Origin of the sequence: Micromonospora sp. DT43 (assembly GCF_049841645.1) — a bacterium.
In the GTDB taxonomy this organism is placed as follows: domain Bacteria; phylum Actinomycetota; class Actinomycetes; order Mycobacteriales; family Micromonosporaceae; genus Micromonospora.
In genome coordinates this window covers 144,198-165,522 of sequence record NZ_JBNCKR010000015.1, presented here as the reverse complement: position 1 = coordinate 165,522, position 21,325 = coordinate 144,198, and the positions used below count along the sequence as shown (strand labels likewise).

Genomic DNA, 21,325 nt, shown 5'->3' with positions numbered 1-21,325 from the left:
GGCTCTAGACCACGTCCAGCAGGGTCTTGCCGACCGTCGCGCGCGCCTCGATGGCGGCGTGCGCGTCGGCGGCGCGTTCCAGCGGGAAGCGCTGGCCGATCAGCGGCCGGAGCTGGCCGGCCGCCGCGTCCGCCAGCGCCTGGATGGTGTACGCCCGCAGCCGCTCGGGCGGCACGTCCGGCCGGATCAGCGTGACCTCGCGTGCGGCGGCTGCCTCCGGCGGCACCGGGGACCACTCGCCGCTGGCCAATCCGAAGCTGACCATGCGCCCGCCCGGTTCGAGCAGCTCGAAAGCCGTCCGGGCGATCGACCCGCCGACGCCGTCGAGGACGACGTCGACGCCACCGAGCGTGTCCCGGATCCGGTCGGCCCAGCCGGGCAGCAGGTAGTCGACAGCCACCTCGGCGCCCAGGTCGGGCAGCAGGTCCACCTTGCGTGGCCCGCCGGCCGCGCCGATCACCAGTGCGCCAGCCCGCGCCGCGAGTTGGACGAGCAGGCTGCCCACGCCGCCCGCGGCGGCCTCGACGAGCACGCGGTCACCGGGGCGGACGCCTACCGCGTCGACGAGCATCGCGGCGGTACGCCCGTCGGCCAGCAGCGCCACGGCCACGTCCAGGGCCAGCCCGGCCGGCACCTCGATCGGCGCGGCCGCGTCCACAGCGGCCCGTTCGGCGTACCCGCCGGAGCCGCCGGTGGCGCTCACCACCCGTTGCCCGATCCGGGCCGGGTCGACGTCCGGCCCGACGGCGGTGATCGCCCCGCCGACGCCGTTGCCGGGGATCAGCGGTGGGGTGACCCGGAACGGTCCGGGGCGTCCCGAGCGCTGCTGCGTCTCGACGAAGGTGATGTTGGCGTGGGCGACGTCGATGAGCACCTGGCCGGGGCCGGGCGCCGGGTCTGGCGCCGGGCCGGGCACCAGCGCCTCGGGGCCGCCGAATTCACGTAACCAGATCGCCCGCATGAAGTCCCCCTCGTGTCGTGCCAGGCCGTCACGAGTCCAACACCTGAACCGCGCTTGAGGTCAAGCCCGTGTGGACGGCCCGACGCCGGGGGACTCGACCAGCCGGGACAGCACGATGGTGCTGCGGGTGGACGTCACGAACGACTCGGCGCGCAGCCGTTCCAGCGCCGCCTCAAGGTGGGCGATGTCGGCGGCCCGCAGGTGCACGAGCGCGTCCGCCTCGCCGGAGACGGTGTACGCGCCGACCACCTCAGGGTGCCGGCGGGCGGCCACGCCGATCTGCGCCGGGGTGGTCCGGCCGGCGCAGAACAGCTCGACGAACGCCTCGGTGGTCCAGCCGACGGCGGCCGGGTCCACGACGGCGGTGAATCCCCTGATCACGCCGGTGGCGCGTAGTCGGTCCACCCGGCGCTTGACCGCCGGGGCGGAGAGTGACACCCGGGTGCCGATGTCGGCGTACGACGCGCGGGCGTCGGCGACGAGCAACGCAATGATCCGCTGGTCAACGGCGTCTATCTGCAACGTTCCGCCTCTGGGAAGCAATGGTTGTGGCTGTTACCAAAGTTCAACGGTACCTACTCTTGGTGACCGTGAACCAGCAGCGAGTCTCGCGAAAGCGGACATATCTCATGTGCTCGCCCGAGCACTTCGCGGTCGAGTACGCGATCAATCCGTGGATGGACGTGACCACCCCGGTGGACCGGGAACTGGCCGTCAAGCAGTGGGACCGCCTGCGCGAGACGCTCGTCGGCCTCGGCCACGAGGTGCACCTGCTCACGCCGGAGCCCGGACTGCCCGACATGGTGTACGCCGCCAACGGCGCCTTCGTGGTCGACGGCAGCGTCTACGGAGCACGGTTCAAGCACGAGCAGCGGGCCGGTGAGGCCGCCGCGCACCACGCTTTCTACGCGGAGCAGGGCTGGCGGTTCGTCGCGCCGAGCGAGACCAACGAGGGCGAGGGTGACTTCGCGTACGTGCCGGAGGCGCACGGCGGGCTCATCCTGGCCGGGCACGGCTTCCGTACCGAGATCGCGGCGCACGGCGAGGCGCAGGAGGTGCTGGGCCGGCCGGTGGTGTCGCTGCGGCTGATCGACCCCCGCTTCTACCACCTGGACGTGGCGCTCGCCGCGCTCGACGACGCGAACGTCGTCTACTTCCCGGGCGCGTTCTCGGCGGCCAGCCAGCGGGTGCTCACCCAGCTCTTCCCGGACGCGGTGATCGCCGACGACGAGGACGCCATGGCTTTCGGGCTGAACCTGGTAAGCGACGGCGCGAACGTGGTGCTCAACAGCGAGGCCACCCGGCTGGCCGGCAAGCTCAAGGCCGCCGGCTACACCCCGGTGCCTGTCGAGCTGGCCGAGCTGAAGAAGGGCGGCGGCAGCGTGAAGTGCTGCATCGCCGAACTGCGGCACTGACCCGAACACTGCCGCGTACGGCAGGGGCCGGCCTCCCGTCGGAGGCCGGCCCCTGCTGCTGCTTCTGGTCGGCGGTTCAGCCGAGCGTGGCCAGCTCGTTGATCAGCACATTCGACATGGCCTGACCGTCGCGCTGGACCTCCCGCAGGTACCACTTCTGCTGGGGCGTACGGGGCTGGTTGAACTGCCAGATGCCGCGCGGGCTGTCGATCTGACCGATCCGGCCGAGCGCCAGGTTGACCTGCTGCGCGGTGGGCGCACCACCGGTCAGCTGGATCGCCTGGTCGAGGACCTGGGCCGCGTCGTACGACGCCATCGCGTACGTCGTCGGAGTGGTCTGGTGCTTCTTGCGGTAGGCGGAGGCGAAGACGCGGTTCGACGTGTTGTTGAGGTCGGCCGAGTAGTTGAGCGCGGTCTGGATGCCCAGCGCGTCCCGGTCCAGGCTCTCCAGCACGGTGCCCTCGGTGAGGAAGCCCGGCGCGTAGATGGGCCCGTCGAACTGGTTGCGCAGTTGCTTGATGAACTCCACGGCGGCCGCGCCCGCGAAGAAGCAGAAGACGGCTGTCGGGTTCTTGCGCAGCGCCTTCTCGATGTCCGCCTGGTAGGTGGCCTTGCCCGGGTTCGGCGTCGGGCTGGTGGTGGTCACCGGGTCGGCGATGCGCGAGTCGCCGACCTTGAACTCCTGCTTGAAGCCCCGCACGACGTCCGGGCTGCCCACGTTCTCCGGGACGATGATCGCGATCCGGCCGTTCTCCGGTAGCTGGTCGCGCAGGTACCGGCCCAGTGCCCGACCGGCCTCGTCCAGCACGTACGACGTACGCCAGATGTAGACGACGCTCTGCAGGCTGCTCGGCGAGGCGTTCGAGCCGATGAGCGGGACCCGGGCCTCCTCCACGGTGTCGCGGATGCCGACCATCACCGACGAGTTGACCACGCCTGTCAGCGCCAGCACGTTCTGCTTGAGCAGCTGGTCGACGGCGGCCTTGCCGGTCTTGGCGGTGTCGCCCTCGTCGGCGGTCAGCAGCTCGACGGGATGCCCGCCCAGTTGCTGGTCGTGCAGGTCGAGGAAGAGCTGGAACCCGTTGGTGATGTCGTCACCGATGGACTTGAAGCCGCCGGCCTTCGGCGCGATCAGACCGATCTTGATCGAGCTCCTGGGAGCGGTCGGCTTGTCCTCGGTGTCGGAGCCGCACGCGGCGGCGAACCCGGTCGTACCGAGCGCGGCCATCAGTTGGAGCGCCCGCCTGCGATTCATCTGCGACACCGAGTTCCTTCCAGGAGCGTTGCAGGGCAGAACACGCCCCTCCGGCGTTCTACCTGCTCCGCGACGCTGCGTCAATGGCTAGTGATCATCGTGCAAGGACCGCAACACATCGAGCACCCGGGGCCACGCCGAAGACTCCGGGTCGATCAGCCCGAAATGCTCACATCCGGGCAGCTCAACAAGGGCGATATCGGATCCCGCGGCACGAGCTGCCGCGACGAAGTCCCGGCTCATCGCCACCGGCACCTGTTGATCCTCCGAACCGTGCACGACTACTGTGCGTGTCCGTACCGGTACCAATGATCGTGGATCGGTTGCCGCGTACCGGTCCGGGAAGTCTGCCGGGCCGCCGCCGAGCAGCGCGGCCACCGCACCGGAGTCCAGATCCAGCCGGTAGGCCTCGGCAAGATCGGCCACCGGGGCCAGGGCCAGCACCCCACCCACCGTCGACGGCGCGGTGGCCGCCGCGTACAACGCCAGGTGGCCGCCGGCGGAGTGACCGATGAGGATCGGCGCGGTCCGGCTCACCCGGCCGGGCAGCGCCTCGGCGGCCAGCTCCGGCAGTGCCGCGATCCCGGCCAGCGCATCGGTGAACGTGCCTGGCCAGCCACCGCCCGGCTGCCCGGTACGCCGGTACTCCAGCTGCGCCACCGGGTAGCCGTCGGCCGCGAGCGCGGCGGCAAGCGGCCCGGCGTGCCGGCGGTCGTACTCCGCCCGCCAGAAACCACCGTGCACCACGACGACAAGCGGCCGGGCCGGGCCGGCACCGCTCGGGCGACGCAGGTCGGCAACCTGGTCCGGGTGGTCGCCGTAGGCCACCGTCACGTCCGGCTCCGGCGCGGGCCGGGTCAGTACGGAGCGGGGATCGGCAGGCATGGCGCGACGGTAGCGCGCCCCGCCCGGGTGGTTCGGCCCAGGGAGTCGGTCCCGGGCGGCATGGGTCGGGCCGACTGGGTAAAGATGGACCCCATGACCGAAGCGCGCTCCGCTGAGCAGAACGACCAGCCCGGCCCCGACGACTCCGGCCACTCCGGCACCGTGGTGGTGGTCGGTCCGGACGGCCGGCCGATTGGCACCATGCAGACCGATGAGGGGCAGGGTGAGGACCCGACCCGCCTGGTCGAGCAGCCGGCCAAGGTGATGCGGATCGGCAGCATGATCAAGCAGTTGCTGGAGGAGGTCAAGGCCGCCCCGCTGGACGACGCCAGCCGCAACCGGATGCGGGAGATCCACGAGCGCTCGATCGTCGAGCTCAAGGAGGGCCTCGCCCCCGAGCTGCGCGACGAGCTGGAGCGCATCTCGCTGCCCTTCACGGAGGACAAGGCCCCGAGCGAGGGCGAGCTGCGGATCGCGCACGCCCAGCTCGTCGGCTGGCTGGAGGGCCTGTTCCACGGCATCCAGGCGGCCCTGGTCGCCCAGCAGATGGCCGCGCGGGTCCAGCTGGAGCAGATGCGCGGCGGCCGGCAGGCGCTGCCCAGCGGCCCCGGCGGGGTCGTGCCCGGAATGCCGGGCGTCGGCCAGCCGGGCGGTGGCGAGGGCCACAACACCGGCCAGTACCTCTGACCTGGTCGGTCAGTCCGCTCCGAAGATCTTCTCCAGGTACGCCGCCACGCCGTCCTCGGAGTTAGCCCCGGTCACCTCGTCGGCGACCGCGAGGACGGCGGGGTGCGCGTTGGCCACCGCCACGCCGCGCCCGGCCCAACTCAGCATCGGCACGTCGTTTGGCATGTCACCGAAGGCCAGCACGTCCGCGGCGGCCACGCCGAGCCGATCGCAGTACCAGTCGAGCCCGGCCGCCTTGGTCACCCCGGCCGCGGAGATCTCCACCAGACCCGAGTACGACGAGTGCGTGGCCTCGGCCAACCCCGCCACCGCCGCGCCGATCAGCTCGACGAACGTGTCCGGGTCCTGCTCGCCGGCCCGGGCGAGCAGCTTCACCGCCGGAACCGACAGCAGCTCCTCCGGCGTCTCGACCGGGCGGATCCGATCGTGGTCGGCGTCCCACCGCAGCGGGTAGTGCACCTCGTGCCGCATCTCCCGGCTGTCCAGGACCTCCACCGCGAAGCTGATGTCGGGCACCTCGGCGCGGAGCCTGCGGGCCACCTCGGCCAGGTGCTGCGGCGCGAGCGGGTCGGCCCGCAGCACCTCGTCCCGCACCGGGTCGTAGACGACGGCTCCGTTCGCGCAGACCGCCGGCAGCGGCTCGGCCAGCTGGTCGTACACCATCTTCAGCCAGCGGACCGGACGGCCGGTGACCAGGACGACAGGCGTGCCGCGCGCGGTTATCCGCGCGAGCACGTCGGCCGTGCGCGGGCTGAGCGTGCGGTCGTCGCGGATCAGCGTGCCGTCGATGTCGGTGGCGACAAGCGCGGGGGTGTCTCCCATTACCGGGACAGTAGCCGGTCCAGGTACACCGCCACCCCGTCGTCGTCGTTGCGCAGGGTCACCTCGTCGGCGGCGGCCCGCAGCGCGGGGTGCGCGTTGGCCACCGCGACCCGGGACCAGCCGGCCCACTCGAACATCGGCAGGTCGTTGGGCATGTCGCCGAAGACCAGAACGTCGGCGGGGTCGACACCCAGGCTCTGCGCCACCACCGTCAGCCCGGTCGCCTTGTCCACGCCCGGCGGGGAGATCTCGATGAAGCCGAGCCCGGCCTGGGTGAGCGTGGCGACCTGCGGCGGAACGATCCGGCGGGCCACCGCCAGCAGTTCGTCGACGTGGTGGTCGGCCGTGCGGGCGAACGCCTTGATCACGTCGCAGGAGAGGCACTCGGCGCGGCTGCGCGCCTCGAACCGGTCCTGGTAGGGCCAGCTCTCGTGGTAGTCACCCCAGAGCGGGGCGTCGTGCTCGTCGGACGCCTCGACCATCACCGTCAGCGGGCCGACCTCGGCCTCCAGGTCGGCGAGCAGCCGGGCCAGCACCTCGGCGGGCAGCCGCTCGTCGCGGAGCACCACCGGGCCACTCGGGTCGCTCTGGTCGACCACGCGCCCGCCGCCCGCCATCACCAGGAAGTCGGCGGCCCGGATGTCGTTGCGGGTCAGCTCGGTCAGTCGGGGGCCGCGTCCGGTCGCGCCGACCACCGGAATCCCGGCGGCGCGCACCCGGTCGAGCACCCCATGGGTGTACGCGGAGACGGTGTCATCGCTGCGGACGAGCGTCCCGTCGAGGTCGGTCGCGATCAGCTTGGGTAGGCCCGGGCGGGTCATGGTTCCTCCTTCGCCCGCCGCCGTCGCACCCAGCCGTGCGGTCCCGGCGTGACGGCGGGCAGCAACCGTACCTCGGGAAACAGCCCTCAACCATGGCTTCCAGCCGAACCGGACACCAACTCGCGGGGTCAGCGCCCGGGGCTCAGGCGGGGTGTTCGGGGCGGGCGAAGGGGGCCGCCGCCGTCACGGTCAGGTCGGCCGGCGCGGAGGGGCCGCCCTCCTGCTCGACGGGCTTGGCGTGCCGGCGGCGCCAGCCCTGACTCGCCGCGGCCTCGGAACTGTCGTCCTCCGCCGGCGCGTTCGACGACAGCCGCAGGGCCGCGGCGAACAGCACGCAGGCCACGAACGCCATCACCAGGCCGCGACCGTACTCGACCTGGAGGCGGTCCTCCGACCCGTAGAAGTAGTTGCGCTGACCGGCGTCGTCGAGCGTCGTCGTCGCCGCCACCAGCAGGGCCAGCAGTGCCCCGCTCAGGGTGAACCCCACCAGTCGGGCGTTCGGCCGGACGGCAGCCGTGCCCCGCAGCGCCAGCGCCACGATGCAGACCAGGCCGAGCAGACCGACCAGCCAGCCGATACCGAAGCCGCCGATCTCGGACACGCCGGCCGGCACGTCGGTCGAGGTGGAGCCCCCCGGGCCACCGTTCGGCAGGGTCATCACCAGCCACTCGCCGAGCAGCGAGGCCATCCCCGCCACCGCACCGAGACCGGCGACCAGCACGGGCAGCCGGGGATCCCGGGTGATGCCGGCCAGGGACCAGCCGAGGCGGCGGCGTCCGGTGGCGGGCTCGTCGGCACCCCACTCGATCACGGCCGGCCCGTCGGACGGGTCGCCCTGCCGTGGAATGGGCAGCTCCTCGGACATCGGCCATCCTTCCGCCGGTCACGGGCCTGCGTCGAATCATGGCACAGAGCGTCGCGCTGGTGTCGCCGCCGAAGCCGCCGCGTCGCGCCTCCGCCGGGGTGACGGGAATCGCACGGCAGGCGTCGGTGCCGGTCGGTCGCTCGGAAGTCGCCTTTCCGCTAGCGTTCTCCTCATGCCTATCCGTACCGCTTCCGCACAATGGCAGGGCAATCTCACCGAGGGGTCCGGCACCGTCCGCACCGGTAAGGGTGGCCTGTCCGGCAACTACTCCTTCAAGTCGCGCTTCGAGGAGGGTGAGGGCACCAACCCCGAGGAGCTGATCGCCGCCGCGCACGCCGGCTGCTTCTCGATGGCGTTCTCGAAGGCCCTCGCCGACGCCGGCTCGACGCCCACCTCGGTCGAGACCACCGCCAAGGTCCACCTGGACAAGACCGACGCCGGGATGAGCGTCACCCGGATCGACCTGGAGACCGTCGGCCAGGTGCCGGGGGTGGACGAGGCCGAGTTCCAGAAGCTCGCCGAGGCCGCCAAGGCCAACTGCCCGATCTCCCGCCTGCTCTCGCCGGGCGCCGAGATCACCCTCACCGCTCGTCTGGCTTCCTGACCCAGCGACCCGCACGCCGCACGTTCACGGAAGGAGCCTCCGCCCGTTCCCGGGTGGCCGCTCCCTTTCGTGAACGCGCGGACAGCGGGCTGCGTCCCCGAGCACGACGAGCCGGCCGATCGGTCCGGTGTCGGGCAGAATGGACGCCGTGCCGGTGGACATGACTCGCGAGCGCTTCGAGGAGTTGGTCGCTGACGCCCTCGACGAGGTGCCCGAGGAACTCCTCGGCCTGATGAGCAACGTGGTGATCCTGGTCGAGGACGACCCACCGCACACCGACCCCGACCTGCTCGGCCTCTACGAGGGGCACGCGCTCACCAGTCGCGGTTGGGACTACTCCGGCGTGCTGCCGGACCGGATCTTCATCTACCGCCGTCCGATCCTGCGGATCTGCGACAGCGACGAGGACGTCGTCGACGAGGTCGCGGTGACAGTGGTGCACGAGATCGCCCACCACTTCGGCATCGACGACGCACGGCTGCACGCGCTGGGCTGGGGCTGAGCCCGGCCGCTCACCGCGCTGCCCGGCCGCGGCTCGCCGCTTGGCCGATGGCAGCTGGTTGCCGTGGTCGCCTACCGTCGGTGCAGCGACCGCGACCGTTTCAGGAGGCACCTTTCATGCGCAGCGAGCTGTTCTCGGCGGAGAATCTGGAGAAGGAGTCCGCGCAGGCCGGCATGCGGCTACAGAACTCCAAGATGTTGAAGATCGAGCTCAACGGCGAGGCGATGGCCCGGGTCGGGTCGATGGTCGCCTACCAGGGCAACGTGCAGTTCCAGGCGCTGGGCTCGGGTGGGCTCGGCAAGTTCCTCAAGCAGAAGCTCACCGGCGAGGGCGTCCCGCTGATGAAGGTCACCGGCCAGGGTGATGTCTTCCTCGCCGAGCTGGCCAAGGACGTGCACATCATCGACCTGGAGCCGGGCGACGCGCTCTCCATCAACGGTTCCAGCGTGCTCGCCTTCGACTCGACCCTCCAGTACGACATCAGGATGGTCGGCGGCGCCGGGATGGCCTCCTCGTCCGGCCTGTTCAACTGCGTGTTCAGCGGCTACGGGCGGATCGCCATCACGACCAAGGGCACCCCGGTTGTCCTCAACGTGGACGCCCCGACGTACGTCGACCCGCAGGCCGCCGTCTGCTGGTCGGCTAACCTCCAGACCGGCTACCACCGGGCCGAGCAGCTCGGTCTCGGCACGCTGCTGGGCCGGCGCACCGGTGAATCGTTCACGATGAGCTTCGCCGGTCAGGGCTTCGTGGTGGTGCAGCCGTCCGAGGAGCCGCCGGTCATGGGCAGCGGTCAGCAGCAGCAGGAGGGTGGTCTGCTCGGCGGTCTGCTGAGCTGACCACACCGGGCGGGGCGCTCCCTGATCCGGGAGAGCCCCGTCCGGTCAGCTCAATTCGCCGGTGCGTAGCCGCGCCAGCCAGGCCGCCGCGTCGGCGTAGTCGATGTCGGAGAGGCCGGCCGGCGCGGGCACAGGCCGCTCGCCGGCCGCCTCGACCCAGCGGTGTCGGGGGTACGACCCCAGGAAGCGGACGTCGGCGCACACCCGGCGCAGCCCCTGCAACGCCTCGCCCAGGCGTACGTCGGCCACGTGCCCTGTGCAGTCGAGGAAGAAGACGTACCGGCCCAGCGCCTCGCCGGTCGGACGGGACTCGATCCGGGTCAGGTTGACGCCACGCACGGCCAGCTCCATAAGCACCGACAGCAACGCGCCGACCCGGTCGTGGGCGATGTAGACGGCCAGGGAGGTGAGGTCGTCGCCTGTCGATGGTGGGGGTGGCCCGGGGCGGGAGACCAGGACGAAACGGGTCACCGCGTCGGGGTGGTCGGCGATCTTGTCGGCGAGCAGGGCGAGTCGGTGTCGGGCCGCTCCGATCGGCGCGCAGATCGCCGCGTCGTACTCACCGGACCCGGCGCCGGCGGCTGCCGCGCCGTTGGAGAGCACGTCGACAACCACCGCGTCGGGAACGTGGTCACGCAGCCAGCCCCGGCACTGGGTGGACGCCTGCGGATGCGCCGCGATCGTGCGGACCGCAGGCAGTCCGGTGCCCGTGCGCGCCGCGAGCACGAAGTCGACGGGCAGGATCACCTCTCGGGTGATCACCAGCGGCTCGCCCTCGGCCATCTCGTCGAGGGTGACGCCGACCGCCCCGCCGATCGAGTTCTCCAGCGGCACCAGCGCCGCGTCGGCGTCCCCGGCCCGGACGCTGTCCAGAGCCTCCCCGACACTGCGGGCCGGCGTCCGGGTGCCGTGCTCGGCGGCGGGAATGGTGCGCAGGGCCTGCTCGGCGAAGGTGCCCTCCGGGCCGAGGTAGACGAAGCGCGCAGGTGGTGTTCCGGGCATGTCGACCAGACTACGCACCCGGCTGGACCGCCGGAGCAGCGTCGCAGGCGAGCGTACGGATCCCGGCGGGCCCGGTGGCCCGGACCTCGATCGTGCACACGTCGGTGCCGGCGGTGACCAGTTGCGGGGTGGCGGGCCGACCCCGGGTGACGACCTGAAGCTCCTCGTGCCCGGTCACCTCCAGCACCGTGTACTGCCAGTCGGCGGCGCACAGCGGCCCGGTGCGGACGCGGACCCGCACGTTGTCCGGGAGCACCGAAGCCCGGCCGCGCAGCAACTGCACCACGCGCTCCCCGGTCGGGCCGTTCCGGCAGGCCGTCGCGACCAGACCCGGGTCCCGGGTGGCCGACGGAGTGGCGACCGGTGGGCCGCTGGGCGTACTGGACGGCGTGCCCGTCGGTACGCCTGTCGGGCCGGATGCCGTCGGGGTGGTCACGCCGCTGGGCGCCGCGGCCGGGTCGCGCACCTCGGGAGGGGCGCCGCAACCAGTAAGCGCCCCGATGGTGAGGAACGCCAGCAGGGCCCCGACCACGGGCAGCGCACGAACCGCCACGGGTCGGATGGCGGTTGTCGCCCGGGGCGGGGGGCCCGGGTGGCGGGGTCTGGTGAACGGCACGGGCCGATCCTCGGGACATGGGAAACGTCGTCGCGGCCGGGGTGGCCGAGCCCATCGTAGGGCGAGCGGTCGGCGGGGTGAAGCTCAGCCGAGGACGCGGTGTCCGGCGCGCTCCAGGGCGGCTGTGCCCTCGATCAAACGGACGGTCGGCACCAGCACGTAGTCGGTGTCGAAGGTGGAGAACGTGACAGCGCTGACCCGGGCCGCGGCGAGCGGGTCGACGAGCGCCGCCAGCGTTCCCGTGCCGTCCACGCCCGTCAGTCCGACGACGCGCAGGCAACGCCAGGTGGTCTCCACCACGGCCTGGGCGGGCACCCGGTCGGTCGGGCAGATCACCGAGATCCCGTCGACGGTCCAGCTGACCGCGACCACGTCAGCGCGGCCCAGCCCACTCGACAGTGCGTCCGGTAGGGCGGTGTCGGCACGCAACCGGCACACGGCGTACTCCCCCGGGAGCAGAGCGATATCGAGCATGAGGGCACCTTACGGCGTGGGCGCGGGCCCACCCCGTCATTGCCGCGTGCGGCGAACGACACATTGCGCCGCAGGTCAGACCTCGGAGAAGAAGGTGAGCGAGCCGGCCACGGCACCGTCGGTGAGCACCGGAGTGGAGATCGCGTCGACGGTCGCGTCGGAGCTGTCCGCGGAGGCGGCCTGCACCCGCAGCAGCCCACGGGCAAGTCGACCGGAGGAGAGCGCCAGCAGAGGCGGGATCTTGTCGATCTCGGCCTCGGTCAGCACGCCCCGATTGGCGGTGAAGTCCAGCAGGCGCAGCCCGCCGTCGAGGAGCGGTCGCCCGATCAGGCCGGCCGGCTCGCCCAGGCAGAGCAGCTCGCAGCCGGCGGTGGAGATGGCCACCACCCGGGTGTCGGCGTCGATCAGCAGGCAGGGCTCGTCGGCCCGACCGACTGTCGACGACCACTGGCCGACGTTGTCGGACTCCAGCTCTGTCGAGGCCCGCGCCGACGGCACGAACACTTCCGAGAGCGAGAGTTCGACGTGGGCCACCGCGCCTCCTATGTCCACCGACGGACTGTCCACGCTAGCCGGTCGCCGACGGAATCACCGAGCGCACCAGGTCACCGGGCCGCACAGCGCGAACCGGGGCGGCCGGTGACGGCGCGGGAGCCGGTGGGTAGGTGGGGGACCGGGGCCGCGTGGCGTCGCCGGTGACGTTACCGGCGCTGGGCCGGCTTGTCAGCGGCCGTTCGGCCCTCGTCGTACCACCGGTAGTCGGCTGATGGACGGTACGTGCCGTTCAGCCAGGTGCTGGGGTGCTGTGCCACCCGGGACAGCTTCTCGGCCGTGGCCGGGCTGATCCGGCTGCCACCGGCAACGAGGAGCCGATCCAGTTCCCGGTGAGTGGCCATCAGACAGTCCTTCGGAAGCCCGTAGACGCTGATCACGCCGGACCCCACGAAGGTCAGCACCGGCGTGACGGGGATGGTCAGCCCCACCGCGTCGGAGAGGGCCTTGCTGGCCCGCCTGGCGTCCCGCCGGGCCTCGGTGACGTACGGAGGCCGCTTGCCGTTGATCTGCACGACGTCCCCGGCGACGAGCACCCGGGCCCGGCCGTGGTCGGCGATGGTCACCGCGAACAGGCCGCTCGGCCCGATGGCGAGGAACCCGGCGCGGTCGTCCTGGGTGCGATCGAGCAGGACGTCCGCGACGTCGGTGCGGGGCCACTCGATGACGTGCCAGGCCGGCCCGAGATGGTCGAGCTGGCCGAGCGCCCGGGCTCCGGCAGCCTCCAGCCGACGGGCACCCCGCTCGGCACGGCGGCGGCGGGCCCATTCGAGCGGTGTCGGACGGACCGGCTCGAGAGCCCCGGGCGCCTCGACGCGGGGGTGGGGCACCGCGATGGGCGGCAGTGCCCTCGCGGTCGGTGCGGCTCGTCGTGCGGGAAAGACAGTCATCGTCGTCGACCTCCGGCAAAAGGTCCCTCGAAGTTATGTCCTCACTACCCTACGTTGCCACTCCCGGTGTTCGGCAAGCCGGAGCGCCGGAGTGACTGTGGATGAATGCCATATTCATCCACTGTTCTTTTCTCGGATGCCGCCAAACCCTGCCCTACGCTGCGGGGGTGACCCACTACGTCGACAGTGAAGTCGGTCGGCTCGGCACCGTGCTGCTGCACCGGCCCGGCCCGGAACTGGCCCGGCTCACCCCTCGCAACAACGATTCACTCCTGTTCGACGCGATCCCCTGGGTCGGCCGCGCCCAGGAGGAGCACGACGCGTTCGCCGCCGCGCTGCGCGAGCGAGGGGTCGAGGTGCTCTACCTGGCCACCCTGCTGGCCGAAACGCTTGCCGTCGAGGACGCCCGCGCGGAGCTGACCGAGGAGGTGCTGCGGTCCCGTCGACTCGGCGACACGCTCCGCGCCCGGGTCGCCGACCACCTGGCCTACCTGGACCCGGTCGCGCTCGCCGACGTGCTCACCGCCGGGCTCGCCCACGAGGAGCTGCGGATCAGCTCGGAACGGCCGGGCGGCCTGGTCTACACCCTGATGGACCGCCACGACTTCGTCATCGACCCGCTGCCGAACCTGCTGTTCACCAGGGACTCGTCACTCTGGATCGGCGACCGGGTCGGCGTCACCAGCCTGGCCATGCCGGCCCGCCGCCGGGAGACCACCCTTACCGACGCCATCTACCGCCACCATCCGCGCTTCGCCGGCACCGAGTTCGTCTACCGCCCCAACCTGGAGCACCTGGAGGGCGGGGACGTCCTGCTGCTCGCACCCGGCGTACTGGCGGTCGGGGTGGGCGAGCGGACCACCCCGGCCGGCGCGGAACGTCTCGGCCGGCAGGTCTTCGCCGCCGGGCTGGCCCACACCATCCTGGTGGTGCCGATCGCCCAGAAGCGCGCCACCATGCACCTGGACACCGTCTGCACGATGGTCGACTCCGACGCCGTCCTCATGTATCCCAACATCGCCAGCACGCTCTCGGCGTACACAGTGATCGCCGGGGCGGACGGCGAGGACCCGCGCGTGGACGGCCCAGCGCCCTTCCTGCGGGCCGCCGCCGACGCGATGGACCTGGACCAGCTCCGGGTCATCGACACCGGCCTGGACCCGGTCACGGCGGAACGCGAACAGTGGGACGACGGCAACAACACCCTCGCCCTGGCGCCCCGGCTCTGCGTCGGCTACGAGCGCAACACCGAGACGAACGCGCAGTTGGAGCGGGCCGGCATCGAGGTCATCCCGATCGCCGGCTCGGAGCTGGGCTCCGGCCGGGGAGGCCCGCGCTGCATGTCCTGCCCGATCGTCCGCGACCCGCTGCCCGTCGCCGGGTGACGATCGCGGCCGGGGTCAGCGCAGGGTGAGCTGGCGGCCGAGCAACCCCTGCCGGGCCCGCCGGCCGGCGGCGTCCAGCGGCTCGGCGGTGGCGAGCGCCTCCGCGTACCGCTTGGCGAACTGCGCGACCGGGTCCTCCCAGTCGGCGGCCGGAGTCTCCTCCGGCAGGTCCCACACCGGCACCAGCCGGCCGTGCGCGCGGAACATCCCGGCGAACTTGGTCTGCTCGCCGAGCGTCAGCGTGCCGGCCGCGCCGAGGCGGGCCAGCGCGTCCAGGGCGGCGTCCTCGTCGTCCGGCAGCACCCAGCGCACGTGCGCCTTCTCCGGGACCCGGCACCAGTACGCGGCCGTCGCAGCGGTCATCCGCACGGTCGGGTAGATGGCGGCGTTCGCCCGCTCCAGCGACGCCTGGACGCTCGGGTCGTCGGCCGCGCCGGGGTCGAGCCAGAACTCGAACCCGTCGTGCATGGTGATGTCCAGCGGGCCGTCCGCCAGGATGTCCTGCAGTCGCGGCCCGGGACCGGGCAGCGGCGGTACGGACACCTGGCCGCCCGGCTCGGCCCGCAGCGCGCAGAGCAACGCCTCGGCCAGGTCGCGGGAGACGTCGCCGGACTGCTGGTGGCGTTGCAGGCCGATGAGCACGCGCCCGTCCGCCTTGCTGATCGCCGGTGCGGCCATCGGCAGCACTGTGGCCAGCGTGACCGACCGGTCCCCGAATTCCTCGACGAGGGCGGGGGCCAGCCGCAGCGGCGCGGACGCGGCGGGCACCAGCTCGCGCAGGGCGATCCACTCGGACTCGTCGGCCAGCCCCTCGAACGGCCGCGGCACGAAGACGTCGCGCACCTTGTCCTTCCGGGGCGCGGTGTCGGCGGCGGCTCGCTGGCTCTTTCGACGCTTGCTCACGGCGTCACAGCCTAGAGCCCCAAAGGAGGACGCGTAGGCCGGACCCACCCACCCCATCGTCTGTCGATCATGAAGTTGTTGTCACCGCGTCCGGCGTGTCGCGGCAATAACTTCATGATCGACGATGTCAGCCGGTGGGGACCAGGCCGGGGTGGGAGGGGTGGGAGGGGTGGGAGGTCGGGTCGAAATTCGCCCAGACGCGCTGACCCATGCCGTCGCGTTCGACACCCCAACAGGTCGCCAGGCCGGCCACGATGTGCAGACCCCGCCCGTCCGCCGCGTCCGGGCTGGTCGTGCGGATCCGCGGGCTGGTGTTGGCACCGCCGTCGGTCACCCGCAACTGGATCCGCGGGCCCTCGGCGGAGGACCGCAGTTGCCACGCCACCCGGACCACGCCGCCGGGCAGCGGCCGGGCGTGCCGGACCGAGTTGCCCACCAGTTCGGCGAGCACCGCGATCAGATCCGCGAGGAGCGTAGGCGTCACGACGTCAGCCAGGTCGTCGGCGAGCCGGTGTCGCGCCAGTCGTGCGCCGGCGGGATGGTGGGGAACCACCACGCACCACGCCCGATCCCTCGCTGCCGCTGCCGCTGCCACCGTCGCCTCCACGTCGCGCCACCGCCGGTCAACCGCGCGGTAGCCGCACCTCTGCGACCGTACCGCCGTCGGTCCTTGGACGTAGGGATACCCATCCATTCTGGTGTTCAACGATCCGGCGGACGAGATAGAGGCCGAGCCCCGCTCCCGGGTAGCCGCGCCGGTCGCCGGACTCGCCCTGCCAGAACCTGTCGAAAGCCCGCTCCACATGCTCCGGCCGGATGCCGATGCCCCGGTCACTGACCCGGAACGCGACCAGCTGGCCGTCCACCCCGGCGGTGATCTCGATGGGGGAGCCCGGCGGTGAGTACTTGCCGGCGTTGGTGGCCAGTTCGGTAAGCACGGTGGCGAGGCTGGGCCGGTGGCCGAGCGCCTTGGGCAGGTCGGCCGGGAGACGCAGCGTCAGCCGGTGCCGCAGCTCCGCCGGCAGGTCCACGATGGCGGCGCGCAGCGCCGCACCGAGGTCGAAGGGGGTCGGTGGGTCGTCCCCCGGTCCCGCCTCGGCCGCCGAGGAGAGCAGCCGGTCGACAAGCCGGGCCAGCTCGTTGGCCCGCTGCCCGATCACCCGGGCGGCCTGTCGCCTGTCGACCTCGGTAAGCGACTCCCAGTGGTCGGTGAGGGTGTCCGCGTACCCCTTGATGACGGTGACAGGCGTGCGCAGCTCGTGGCTGGTCACGGCGACGAACAGCTCCCGGTCGTGATCGCGGCGCTGCTGGTCGGTGATATCGCGGAAGGTGACCACCCGCAGGGCACCCGGGCCCGGCAGATCGCCGGAGGTGATGCGCAGCCAGCGCCCGTCCGGCAGCCGGTGGTCGCGGACCTGACCGGAGGGCGGCAACGGGAACGGCAGTGGGCCGTTCAACGCCTGCTCCGCCGTCCGGCCGGTGACCTGGGCGGCGGCCGGGTTCCACAGCCGGACGTGGCCGTCCCGGTCGACCACCGCCAGCCCGTCGGCGAGTGCCGCCACCACCGGCCCGTCGCCGTGCACCGGCAATCCGCTCTGGTCGCCGTACATGTGCCCGATGCACGAGGCGAGGTAGGCGATCACCCCCTGCTGCTCGGCGCCCGGTTCGTCGTCGCCCGGGTAGAGGGCGTGCAGGCTACCGACTGTGTGACCGCCGATCTCGGCCCGGGACACCACCATCCGGCGCAACCCGCTGCCGGCCAGCTCGGCGGCGAGCTTGCCGTTGAGGTCGGCCACCCGGACCTGGCTCACCCGTGGCCCGGAGAGCAGGCAGACGGTGTCCGGGTCGTCCACCGCGAGCGGTCGGCCGAGCGCCCACTCCGCCGCGCCGGTGGCCGCGATCACCCGGCCGCCGGTCGGGCCGAACTCGACGAACGCCATCCCGGTCGCACCGAGCGTCGGTTGGGCCACCCGGAGGAGCTGGGTGAGGACCGGCAGACCCGCGTCCCCGGAATTGATCATCTCGATCACGGCGGCCTGGCCGGCGAGGAGAGCGGGGAAATCGATTCGCTCCGGCATGTGCCGAGTGTGCCCCGCCGGTCCGGCTTTCGGCACCCCCGGTTGTCGGCCAGTCGTAGGTGCAGCAGCCGCTGCCGGCGGTCGGCACGCTGGACGGCCAGCTCGGCGTCGAGGCCCGTTCAGCGGTCCCGTCGCGCCAGGACGTGCGCGGGCCGGTCGGTGATGATCCCGTCGACCTCCTCGGCCAGCACCAGCTCCAGGTCGGCCGGCTCGTTGACAGTCCAGACGTACACCTGGTTGCCGGAGGCGCGCAGCGCGGGCAGCAGGCGCGGTCGGGCCCGGACCAGGCCGATGCCCGGCCCGGCGATGCGGGTGCCGAACGGCAGCCGGCCCAGCCGCAGCCAGGGCGGGAGAACCTCCAGCAGCAGCACAGTGGGCAGCGCGGGGGCCAGCTCGTGGACCCGTCGTACCGCCAGCGGGGAGAACGACATGACGGTGACCTGGACCGGATCGTCCGGCGCCGGGTCGGCCAGCCCGTACTGTCGCAGCAGCTCGACCAGCCGCCGCTCCACCGTCGAGCCGTAGCGGGACGGGTGTTTCGTCTCCACCAGCAGCCGGACCGGCCGACCGGCGGCGAGCACCGCGTCGAGCAGCCGGGCCAGCGTCAACAGCCGGGTGTGCGACTCGTCCGGCGGCAGATCACCGCTCGGCGCGCTGCCCGGATGCCAGGACCCGAAGTCCAGCGCGTCCAGCTCGGCGAGGGTACGCGCGCTGACCAGACCGCGGCCGTTGCTGGTGCGGTCCAGTCGTCGGTCGTGTACGCAGACCAGATGCCCGTCCCGGGTCAGCCGGACATCGCACTCCAGCCCGTCGGCACCCTCGTCGAGGGCGCGCAGGTACGCGGCGAGGGTGTGCTCCGGAAGGTCGTACGAGGCGCCGCGGTGCGCGAAGACCAGAGGCCCGCCCATCCCGGCCGCCTCAGATGACCTGGCCGGGCTGCCCGTTCGCGTCGACCACCGGACGGCCGACCGCTGCCCACTGGCGCATCCCGCCGTCGGCGTTGCGCACCTGCTCCCAGCCGTTGTTGACCAGGTAGGCGACGACCTGGGCGGAACGGCCACCGGAGCGGCAGATGACTGCCACGTCGCGGTCGGTGGGCACCTCGGCCAGCCGCGCGGGCAGTTCCATCATCGGCAGGTGGTGGGCGGTGGGTGCGTGGCCGGCCGCCCATTCGTCGGCCTCCCGCACGTCCAGCAGGTAGGTGTCGTCGGCGATCTCGGTCACGGGCACGGTGGGAACCTGGGGTCCGAACACAGGAAGCAACACTAGATCCTCGCGGGCCGGATCGGCACCAACTCGACGGTCGGTACGGTCACAACCGGGTCACCCAGCGCGGATTGGCCTGCGCCCAGGCCGGTACGCGGGTCCCTCGGACGGCCTCGAAGAGCCCGTTACCGCCGTTGTCGAGCACCACGTACGAGACTTGGTCGATGGTCTGTGGCGACGAGGGCACCTGGACGCCGTGCATACCGTCGGGTGGCAGCGCGCGGAGCGCGAGGAGCAGGTCCTCCAGGGGTACGCCGTTGGTGTCGACTGTCAGCGAGCCGCCGACCGCGCGGAGTACCCGGTCCAGTTTGACGGGGTTGCTGCGCAGGTCGGCGTGGCCGGCGCTGTCCAGCATCGCCCGGAGGAGCTGCTGCTGGTGGTGCTGCCTGTCGAAGTCGCCGTTCGGCAGGTCGTAGCGCTGCCGTACGTAGTCCAGCGCCTGCGCGCCGTCCATCTGCTGGCAGCCGGTGGGGAAGAGCCGGTTGGTGTGGATCGAGCGGACGGGGGTGTCCACGCACATCCGCACCCCGCCGAGGAGGTCGATCACCTTCCGGAAGCCGGAGAAGTCGATAAGCGCGGCGCCGTCGAAGCGGATGCCGGTAAGCCGGTTCAGGGTGGCGGAGAGCAGTCGGGTGCCGGCCTGGCCGCCGCCGCCGTGCTCGTACGCCGCATTGATCTTGTCCGGACCGCCGCCGAAGCCGTTGGCGGGTGGGATGGCGACCAGCAGGTCACGCGGGATGGAGACGAGGTACGCCTCCCGCCGCCCGGCGGGTACGTGCACGATGAGGATGGTGTCCGAGCGCTGGTCCGGCTCGCTGCTGCCGGCGCGTCGGTCGGTGCCGACCAGCAGGTAGTTGAGTGGCCCGTCCAGGTCGGTTCGGTCGGTGCGGGCGTCGGCGTCGAGCAGTTGCTCCTTGGTCACCGTACGGTCGTACCGGTGGCTCAGCGTCTTGAGCCCGACCAGGGCGAGCCCGGCCAGTAGGGCGAGGGCCAGGCCGACGCCGAGCAGGAGGCGCGACAAGCGGGCGCGGCGTGGCGCGGCCGGGCGTGCCCGGTCCGCTGCGTTCCGGCCCCACCTGGACGTGACGGCCTCCCCGCAGCCGATACGTGAAACCTGCTCACGTCAGGCTACGGGCGGTAACGGACGTGTCGCCGGGGTTTCCCCGACTTCACGCGCCGCGGCCTACTCAGGCGACGCCAGCGACGCGACGGCCGTCACTTGCGGCCGGAGATCACCTCGGGGTGGTTGAAGACGAACTCGGCGAGCTTGTCCTTCTTGACCGCCTCGAACATCTGCATCGTTTCCTCGTTCAACGCCTCACGGTTGTTGCCGTTGCCGTTGAAGCTGCCGTTGTTGGTCTTCAACATCGTCAGTTCGTTCGCGGTGACCCCACGCATGGTGAAGATGAAGTCCTCGATCCGCGCGCCGCCGGTGTCCAGCACGAACGCCTTGCCGGCCGCCTTGATGAGCTGGTTCAGCTTGGCCGGGTTGGTCAACATGCCGCCGTCGGTGGCCTTGCGCGCCATCGCCTTGATCAGCTGCTGCTGGTTCTGCTGCCGGTCGTAGTCGCCGCCGGGGAGCCCGTAGCGCTGCCGCGCGTAGTCGAGGGCGGCCCAGCCCTCCATCTCCTGGCAGCCCTTCTTGTGCACCACCGGGGTCATCTGCTTGCCGGTCTTCTTGGCGTCGGCGTTCCACATCGGCTTGCCGTCGACGAGCGACATGTGGTGCGACTTGACCTGGTGGCTCACGCAGATCTTCACAGTGCCCAGCGTGTCGATGACGTTCTTGAAGCCACCGAAGTTGATGATCGCCGCGCCGTCGAAGCTGATCCCGGTGAGGCGCTTGATCGTCTGGGCCATGAGCTGGGCGCCGCCCTCCCAGTTGCCGCCGTTGCGGGCGCCCGCCTGGAACGCGGCATTGATCTTGTCGGTGCCACCGGTGAAGCCGCTCTTCTTGAACGGCGGGATCTGCGCCTCGGTGTCGCGGGGGATCGAGATCAGGTACGCCTGGTCGTGCGAGGCCGGGATGTGCAGGATGATGATGCTGTCCGACCGGACGTCGTCGGCGGCCCAGCGCTCCCGCGCGTCCACGCCGAGCAGCAGCATGTCGATGGGGCCGTCCAGGCTCGCGCCGCCCTCGGCGTCGGACTTGCTGGCGTCACCGAGCAGGTTGCGCTGGGCGATGTCTCCGGTCGCCTGGCCGATCAGCACCTTGGTGCCGACGATGGCCGCCCCGCTGCTGAGCATCAGCACCGCACCGAAGATCACGGTCAGGCGGGCCCAGAGCGGATCCTTGCGCTTGGGCCGCTTCTTCGCCGGCCCCTTACCGCCCGTCCGGCCGTTACCGCCGCCAGGCGGGCGACCGCCCGGCCCCCCACCTGAGGGGCCCGGCTGCACGGGGATGGACGCGGCGATCCGGCCGCTCGGGGCGGCGGACCCGGTGGACGAAGGGCGACGGCTGGCCTGAACCGGCATGCGTGCTCCAGCTCGTGATCAGGAGGGG

25 protein-coding genes are annotated in these 21,325 nt (G+C 71.9%); 6 read left to right on the top strand and 19 right to left on the bottom strand.

What is annotated here, in order from left to right; genetic code table 11:
* Positions 1–4 precede the first annotated feature (4 nt).
* Both ACLQ26_RS28225 and ACLQ26_RS28220 read right to left on the bottom strand, forming a co-directional pair.
* Positions 5–961 carry a zinc-binding dehydrogenase gene (locus ACLQ26_RS28225; protein WP_425747362.1) on the bottom strand — a complete coding sequence of 319 codons (957 nt, stop codon included), beginning with the start codon at positions 959–961 and terminating at the stop codon, positions 5–7.
* A gap of 60 nt (positions 962–1,021) precedes the next feature.
* Positions 1,022–1,483: an Lrp/AsnC family transcriptional regulator gene (locus ACLQ26_RS28220; RefSeq protein WP_007453771.1), complete on the bottom strand. Its 462-nt coding sequence runs from the start codon at positions 1,481–1,483 to the stop codon at positions 1,022–1,024.
* A gap of 59 nt (positions 1,484–1,542) precedes the next feature.
* On the opposite strand from ACLQ26_RS28220, the gene ddaH reads away from it, so the two are divergent.
* Positions 1,543–2,376: a dimethylargininase gene (gene ddaH / locus ACLQ26_RS28215; protein ID WP_425747361.1), complete on the top strand. Its 834-nt coding sequence runs from the start codon at positions 1,543–1,545 to the stop codon at positions 2,374–2,376.
* A 76-nt stretch (positions 2,377–2,452) separates the two neighbouring features.
* Here ddaH and ACLQ26_RS28210 read toward each other — a convergent pair whose 3' ends face one another.
* Complete coding sequence (locus tag ACLQ26_RS28210; RefSeq protein ID WP_425747360.1) at positions 2,453–3,640, bottom strand: ABC transporter substrate-binding protein; 1,188 nt, start codon at positions 3,638–3,640, stop codon at positions 2,453–2,455.
* Between the two features lie 78 nt (positions 3,641–3,718).
* Positions 3,719–4,516: an alpha/beta hydrolase family protein gene (locus ACLQ26_RS28205; protein WP_425747359.1), complete on the bottom strand. Its 798-nt coding sequence runs from the start codon at positions 4,514–4,516 to the stop codon at positions 3,719–3,721.
* 84 nt (positions 4,517–4,600) lie between these two features.
* Here ACLQ26_RS28205 and ACLQ26_RS28200 point away from each other — a divergent pair, with 84 nt between their 5' ends.
* Complete coding sequence (locus ACLQ26_RS28200) at positions 4,601–5,203, top strand: bacterial proteasome activator family protein (protein WP_039905022.1); 603 nt, start codon at positions 4,601–4,603, stop codon at positions 5,201–5,203.
* A gap of 9 nt (positions 5,204–5,212) precedes the next feature.
* Here the strand turns inward: ACLQ26_RS28200 and ACLQ26_RS28195 are convergent, their stop codons facing one another.
* The 3 genes from ACLQ26_RS28195 to ACLQ26_RS28185 all read right to left on the bottom strand — a co-directional run bounded on the left by ACLQ26_RS28195 (position 5,213) and on the right by ACLQ26_RS28185 (position 7,711).
* Positions 5,213–6,025 carry an HAD family hydrolase gene (locus ACLQ26_RS28195; RefSeq protein WP_425747357.1) on the bottom strand — a complete coding sequence of 271 codons (813 nt, stop codon included), beginning with the start codon at positions 6,023–6,025 and terminating at the stop codon, positions 5,213–5,215.
* Positions 6,025–6,846 (bottom strand): HAD family hydrolase, encoded by an 822-nt coding sequence (locus ACLQ26_RS28190; RefSeq protein WP_425747356.1) that lies wholly within the window; start codon positions 6,844–6,846, stop codon positions 6,025–6,027. The genes ACLQ26_RS28195 and ACLQ26_RS28190 overlap by 1 nt, the downstream gene beginning before the upstream one ends.
* Positions 6,847–6,988: 142 nt before the next feature.
* Complete coding sequence (locus ACLQ26_RS28185) at positions 6,989–7,711, bottom strand: hypothetical protein (protein WP_425747355.1); 723 nt, start codon at positions 7,709–7,711, stop codon at positions 6,989–6,991.
* Between the two features lie 172 nt (positions 7,712–7,883).
* On the opposite strand from ACLQ26_RS28185, the gene ACLQ26_RS28180 reads away from it, so the two are divergent.
* From ACLQ26_RS28180 to ACLQ26_RS28170, 3 genes are all read left to right on the top strand, one after another.
* Positions 7,884–8,315, top strand: a complete 432-nt coding sequence (locus ACLQ26_RS28180; protein ID WP_007453754.1) for an OsmC family protein — start codon at positions 7,884–7,886, stop codon at positions 8,313–8,315.
* A gap of 154 nt (positions 8,316–8,469) precedes the next feature.
* Positions 8,470–8,817 carry a metallopeptidase family protein gene (locus tag ACLQ26_RS28175; protein WP_425747381.1) on the top strand — a complete coding sequence of 116 codons (348 nt, stop codon included), beginning with the start codon at positions 8,470–8,472 and terminating at the stop codon, positions 8,815–8,817.
* A gap of 116 nt (positions 8,818–8,933) precedes the next feature.
* Positions 8,934–9,656 carry an AIM24 family protein gene (locus tag ACLQ26_RS28170; RefSeq protein WP_234582643.1) on the top strand — a complete coding sequence of 241 codons (723 nt, stop codon included), beginning with the start codon at positions 8,934–8,936 and terminating at the stop codon, positions 9,654–9,656.
* 45 nt (positions 9,657–9,701) lie between these two features.
* Here the strand turns inward: ACLQ26_RS28170 and pheA are convergent, their stop codons facing one another.
* From pheA to ACLQ26_RS28145, 5 genes are all read right to left on the bottom strand, one after another.
* Positions 9,702–10,658, bottom strand: coding sequence for a prephenate dehydratase (gene pheA / locus ACLQ26_RS28165; RefSeq protein WP_425747353.1), 957 nt, complete (start codon positions 10,656–10,658; stop codon positions 9,702–9,704).
* A 10-nt stretch (positions 10,659–10,668) separates the two neighbouring features.
* A complete protein-coding gene (locus tag ACLQ26_RS28160) occupies positions 10,669–11,190 on the bottom strand; it encodes a hypothetical protein (RefSeq protein ID WP_425747380.1) in 522 nt (173 codons plus the stop codon).
* A gap of 168 nt (positions 11,191–11,358) precedes the next feature.
* Complete coding sequence (locus tag ACLQ26_RS28155) at positions 11,359–11,748, bottom strand: ACT domain-containing protein (RefSeq protein ID WP_425747352.1); 390 nt, start codon at positions 11,746–11,748, stop codon at positions 11,359–11,361.
* 75 nt (positions 11,749–11,823) lie between these two features.
* On the bottom strand, positions 11,824–12,282 hold the full coding sequence (locus tag ACLQ26_RS28150; protein WP_425747351.1) for a hypothetical protein: 459 nt from the start codon (positions 12,280–12,282) through the stop codon (positions 11,824–11,826).
* Positions 12,283–12,449: 167 nt separating this feature from the next.
* Complete coding sequence (locus ACLQ26_RS28145; protein WP_425747350.1) at positions 12,450–13,190, bottom strand: hypothetical protein; 741 nt, start codon at positions 13,188–13,190, stop codon at positions 12,450–12,452.
* A gap of 167 nt (positions 13,191–13,357) precedes the next feature.
* Between ACLQ26_RS28145 and ACLQ26_RS28140 the strand changes: the two genes are divergently transcribed.
* Positions 13,358–14,575: an arginine deiminase gene (locus ACLQ26_RS28140; RefSeq protein WP_425747349.1), complete on the top strand. Its 1,218-nt coding sequence runs from the start codon at positions 13,358–13,360 to the stop codon at positions 14,573–14,575.
* A 15-nt stretch (positions 14,576–14,590) separates the two neighbouring features.
* Here the strand turns inward: ACLQ26_RS28140 and ACLQ26_RS28135 are convergent, their stop codons facing one another.
* From ACLQ26_RS28135 to ACLQ26_RS28105, 7 genes are all read right to left on the bottom strand, one after another.
* On the bottom strand, positions 14,591–15,478 hold the full coding sequence (locus ACLQ26_RS28135) for a DUF5926 family protein (RefSeq protein WP_425747348.1): 888 nt from the start codon (positions 15,476–15,478) through the stop codon (positions 14,591–14,593).
* Between the two features lie 127 nt (positions 15,479–15,605).
* Positions 15,606–16,034, bottom strand: a complete 429-nt coding sequence (locus ACLQ26_RS28130) for an ATP-binding protein (protein ID WP_425747379.1) — start codon at positions 16,032–16,034, stop codon at positions 15,606–15,608.
* A gap of 67 nt (positions 16,035–16,101) precedes the next feature.
* Positions 16,102–17,556, bottom strand: coding sequence for a PAS domain-containing sensor histidine kinase (locus ACLQ26_RS28125; RefSeq protein WP_425747347.1), 1,455 nt, complete (start codon positions 17,554–17,556; stop codon positions 16,102–16,104).
* A 119-nt stretch (positions 17,557–17,675) separates the two neighbouring features.
* Complete coding sequence (locus tag ACLQ26_RS28120; RefSeq protein ID WP_425747346.1) at positions 17,676–18,464, bottom strand: glycerophosphodiester phosphodiesterase; 789 nt, start codon at positions 18,462–18,464, stop codon at positions 17,676–17,678.
* A gap of 10 nt (positions 18,465–18,474) precedes the next feature.
* Positions 18,475–18,810, bottom strand: coding sequence for a rhodanese-like domain-containing protein (locus ACLQ26_RS28115; protein ID WP_039905019.1), 336 nt, complete (start codon positions 18,808–18,810; stop codon positions 18,475–18,477).
* A gap of 58 nt (positions 18,811–18,868) precedes the next feature.
* On the bottom strand, positions 18,869–19,843 hold the full coding sequence (locus tag ACLQ26_RS28110) for an LCP family protein (RefSeq protein WP_425747345.1): 975 nt from the start codon (positions 19,841–19,843) through the stop codon (positions 18,869–18,871).
* A 194-nt stretch (positions 19,844–20,037) separates the two neighbouring features.
* Positions 20,038–21,297 carry an LCP family protein gene (locus tag ACLQ26_RS28105; RefSeq protein WP_425747344.1) on the bottom strand — a complete coding sequence of 420 codons (1,260 nt, stop codon included), beginning with the start codon at positions 21,295–21,297 and terminating at the stop codon, positions 20,038–20,040.
* Positions 21,298–21,325 lie beyond the last annotated feature (28 nt).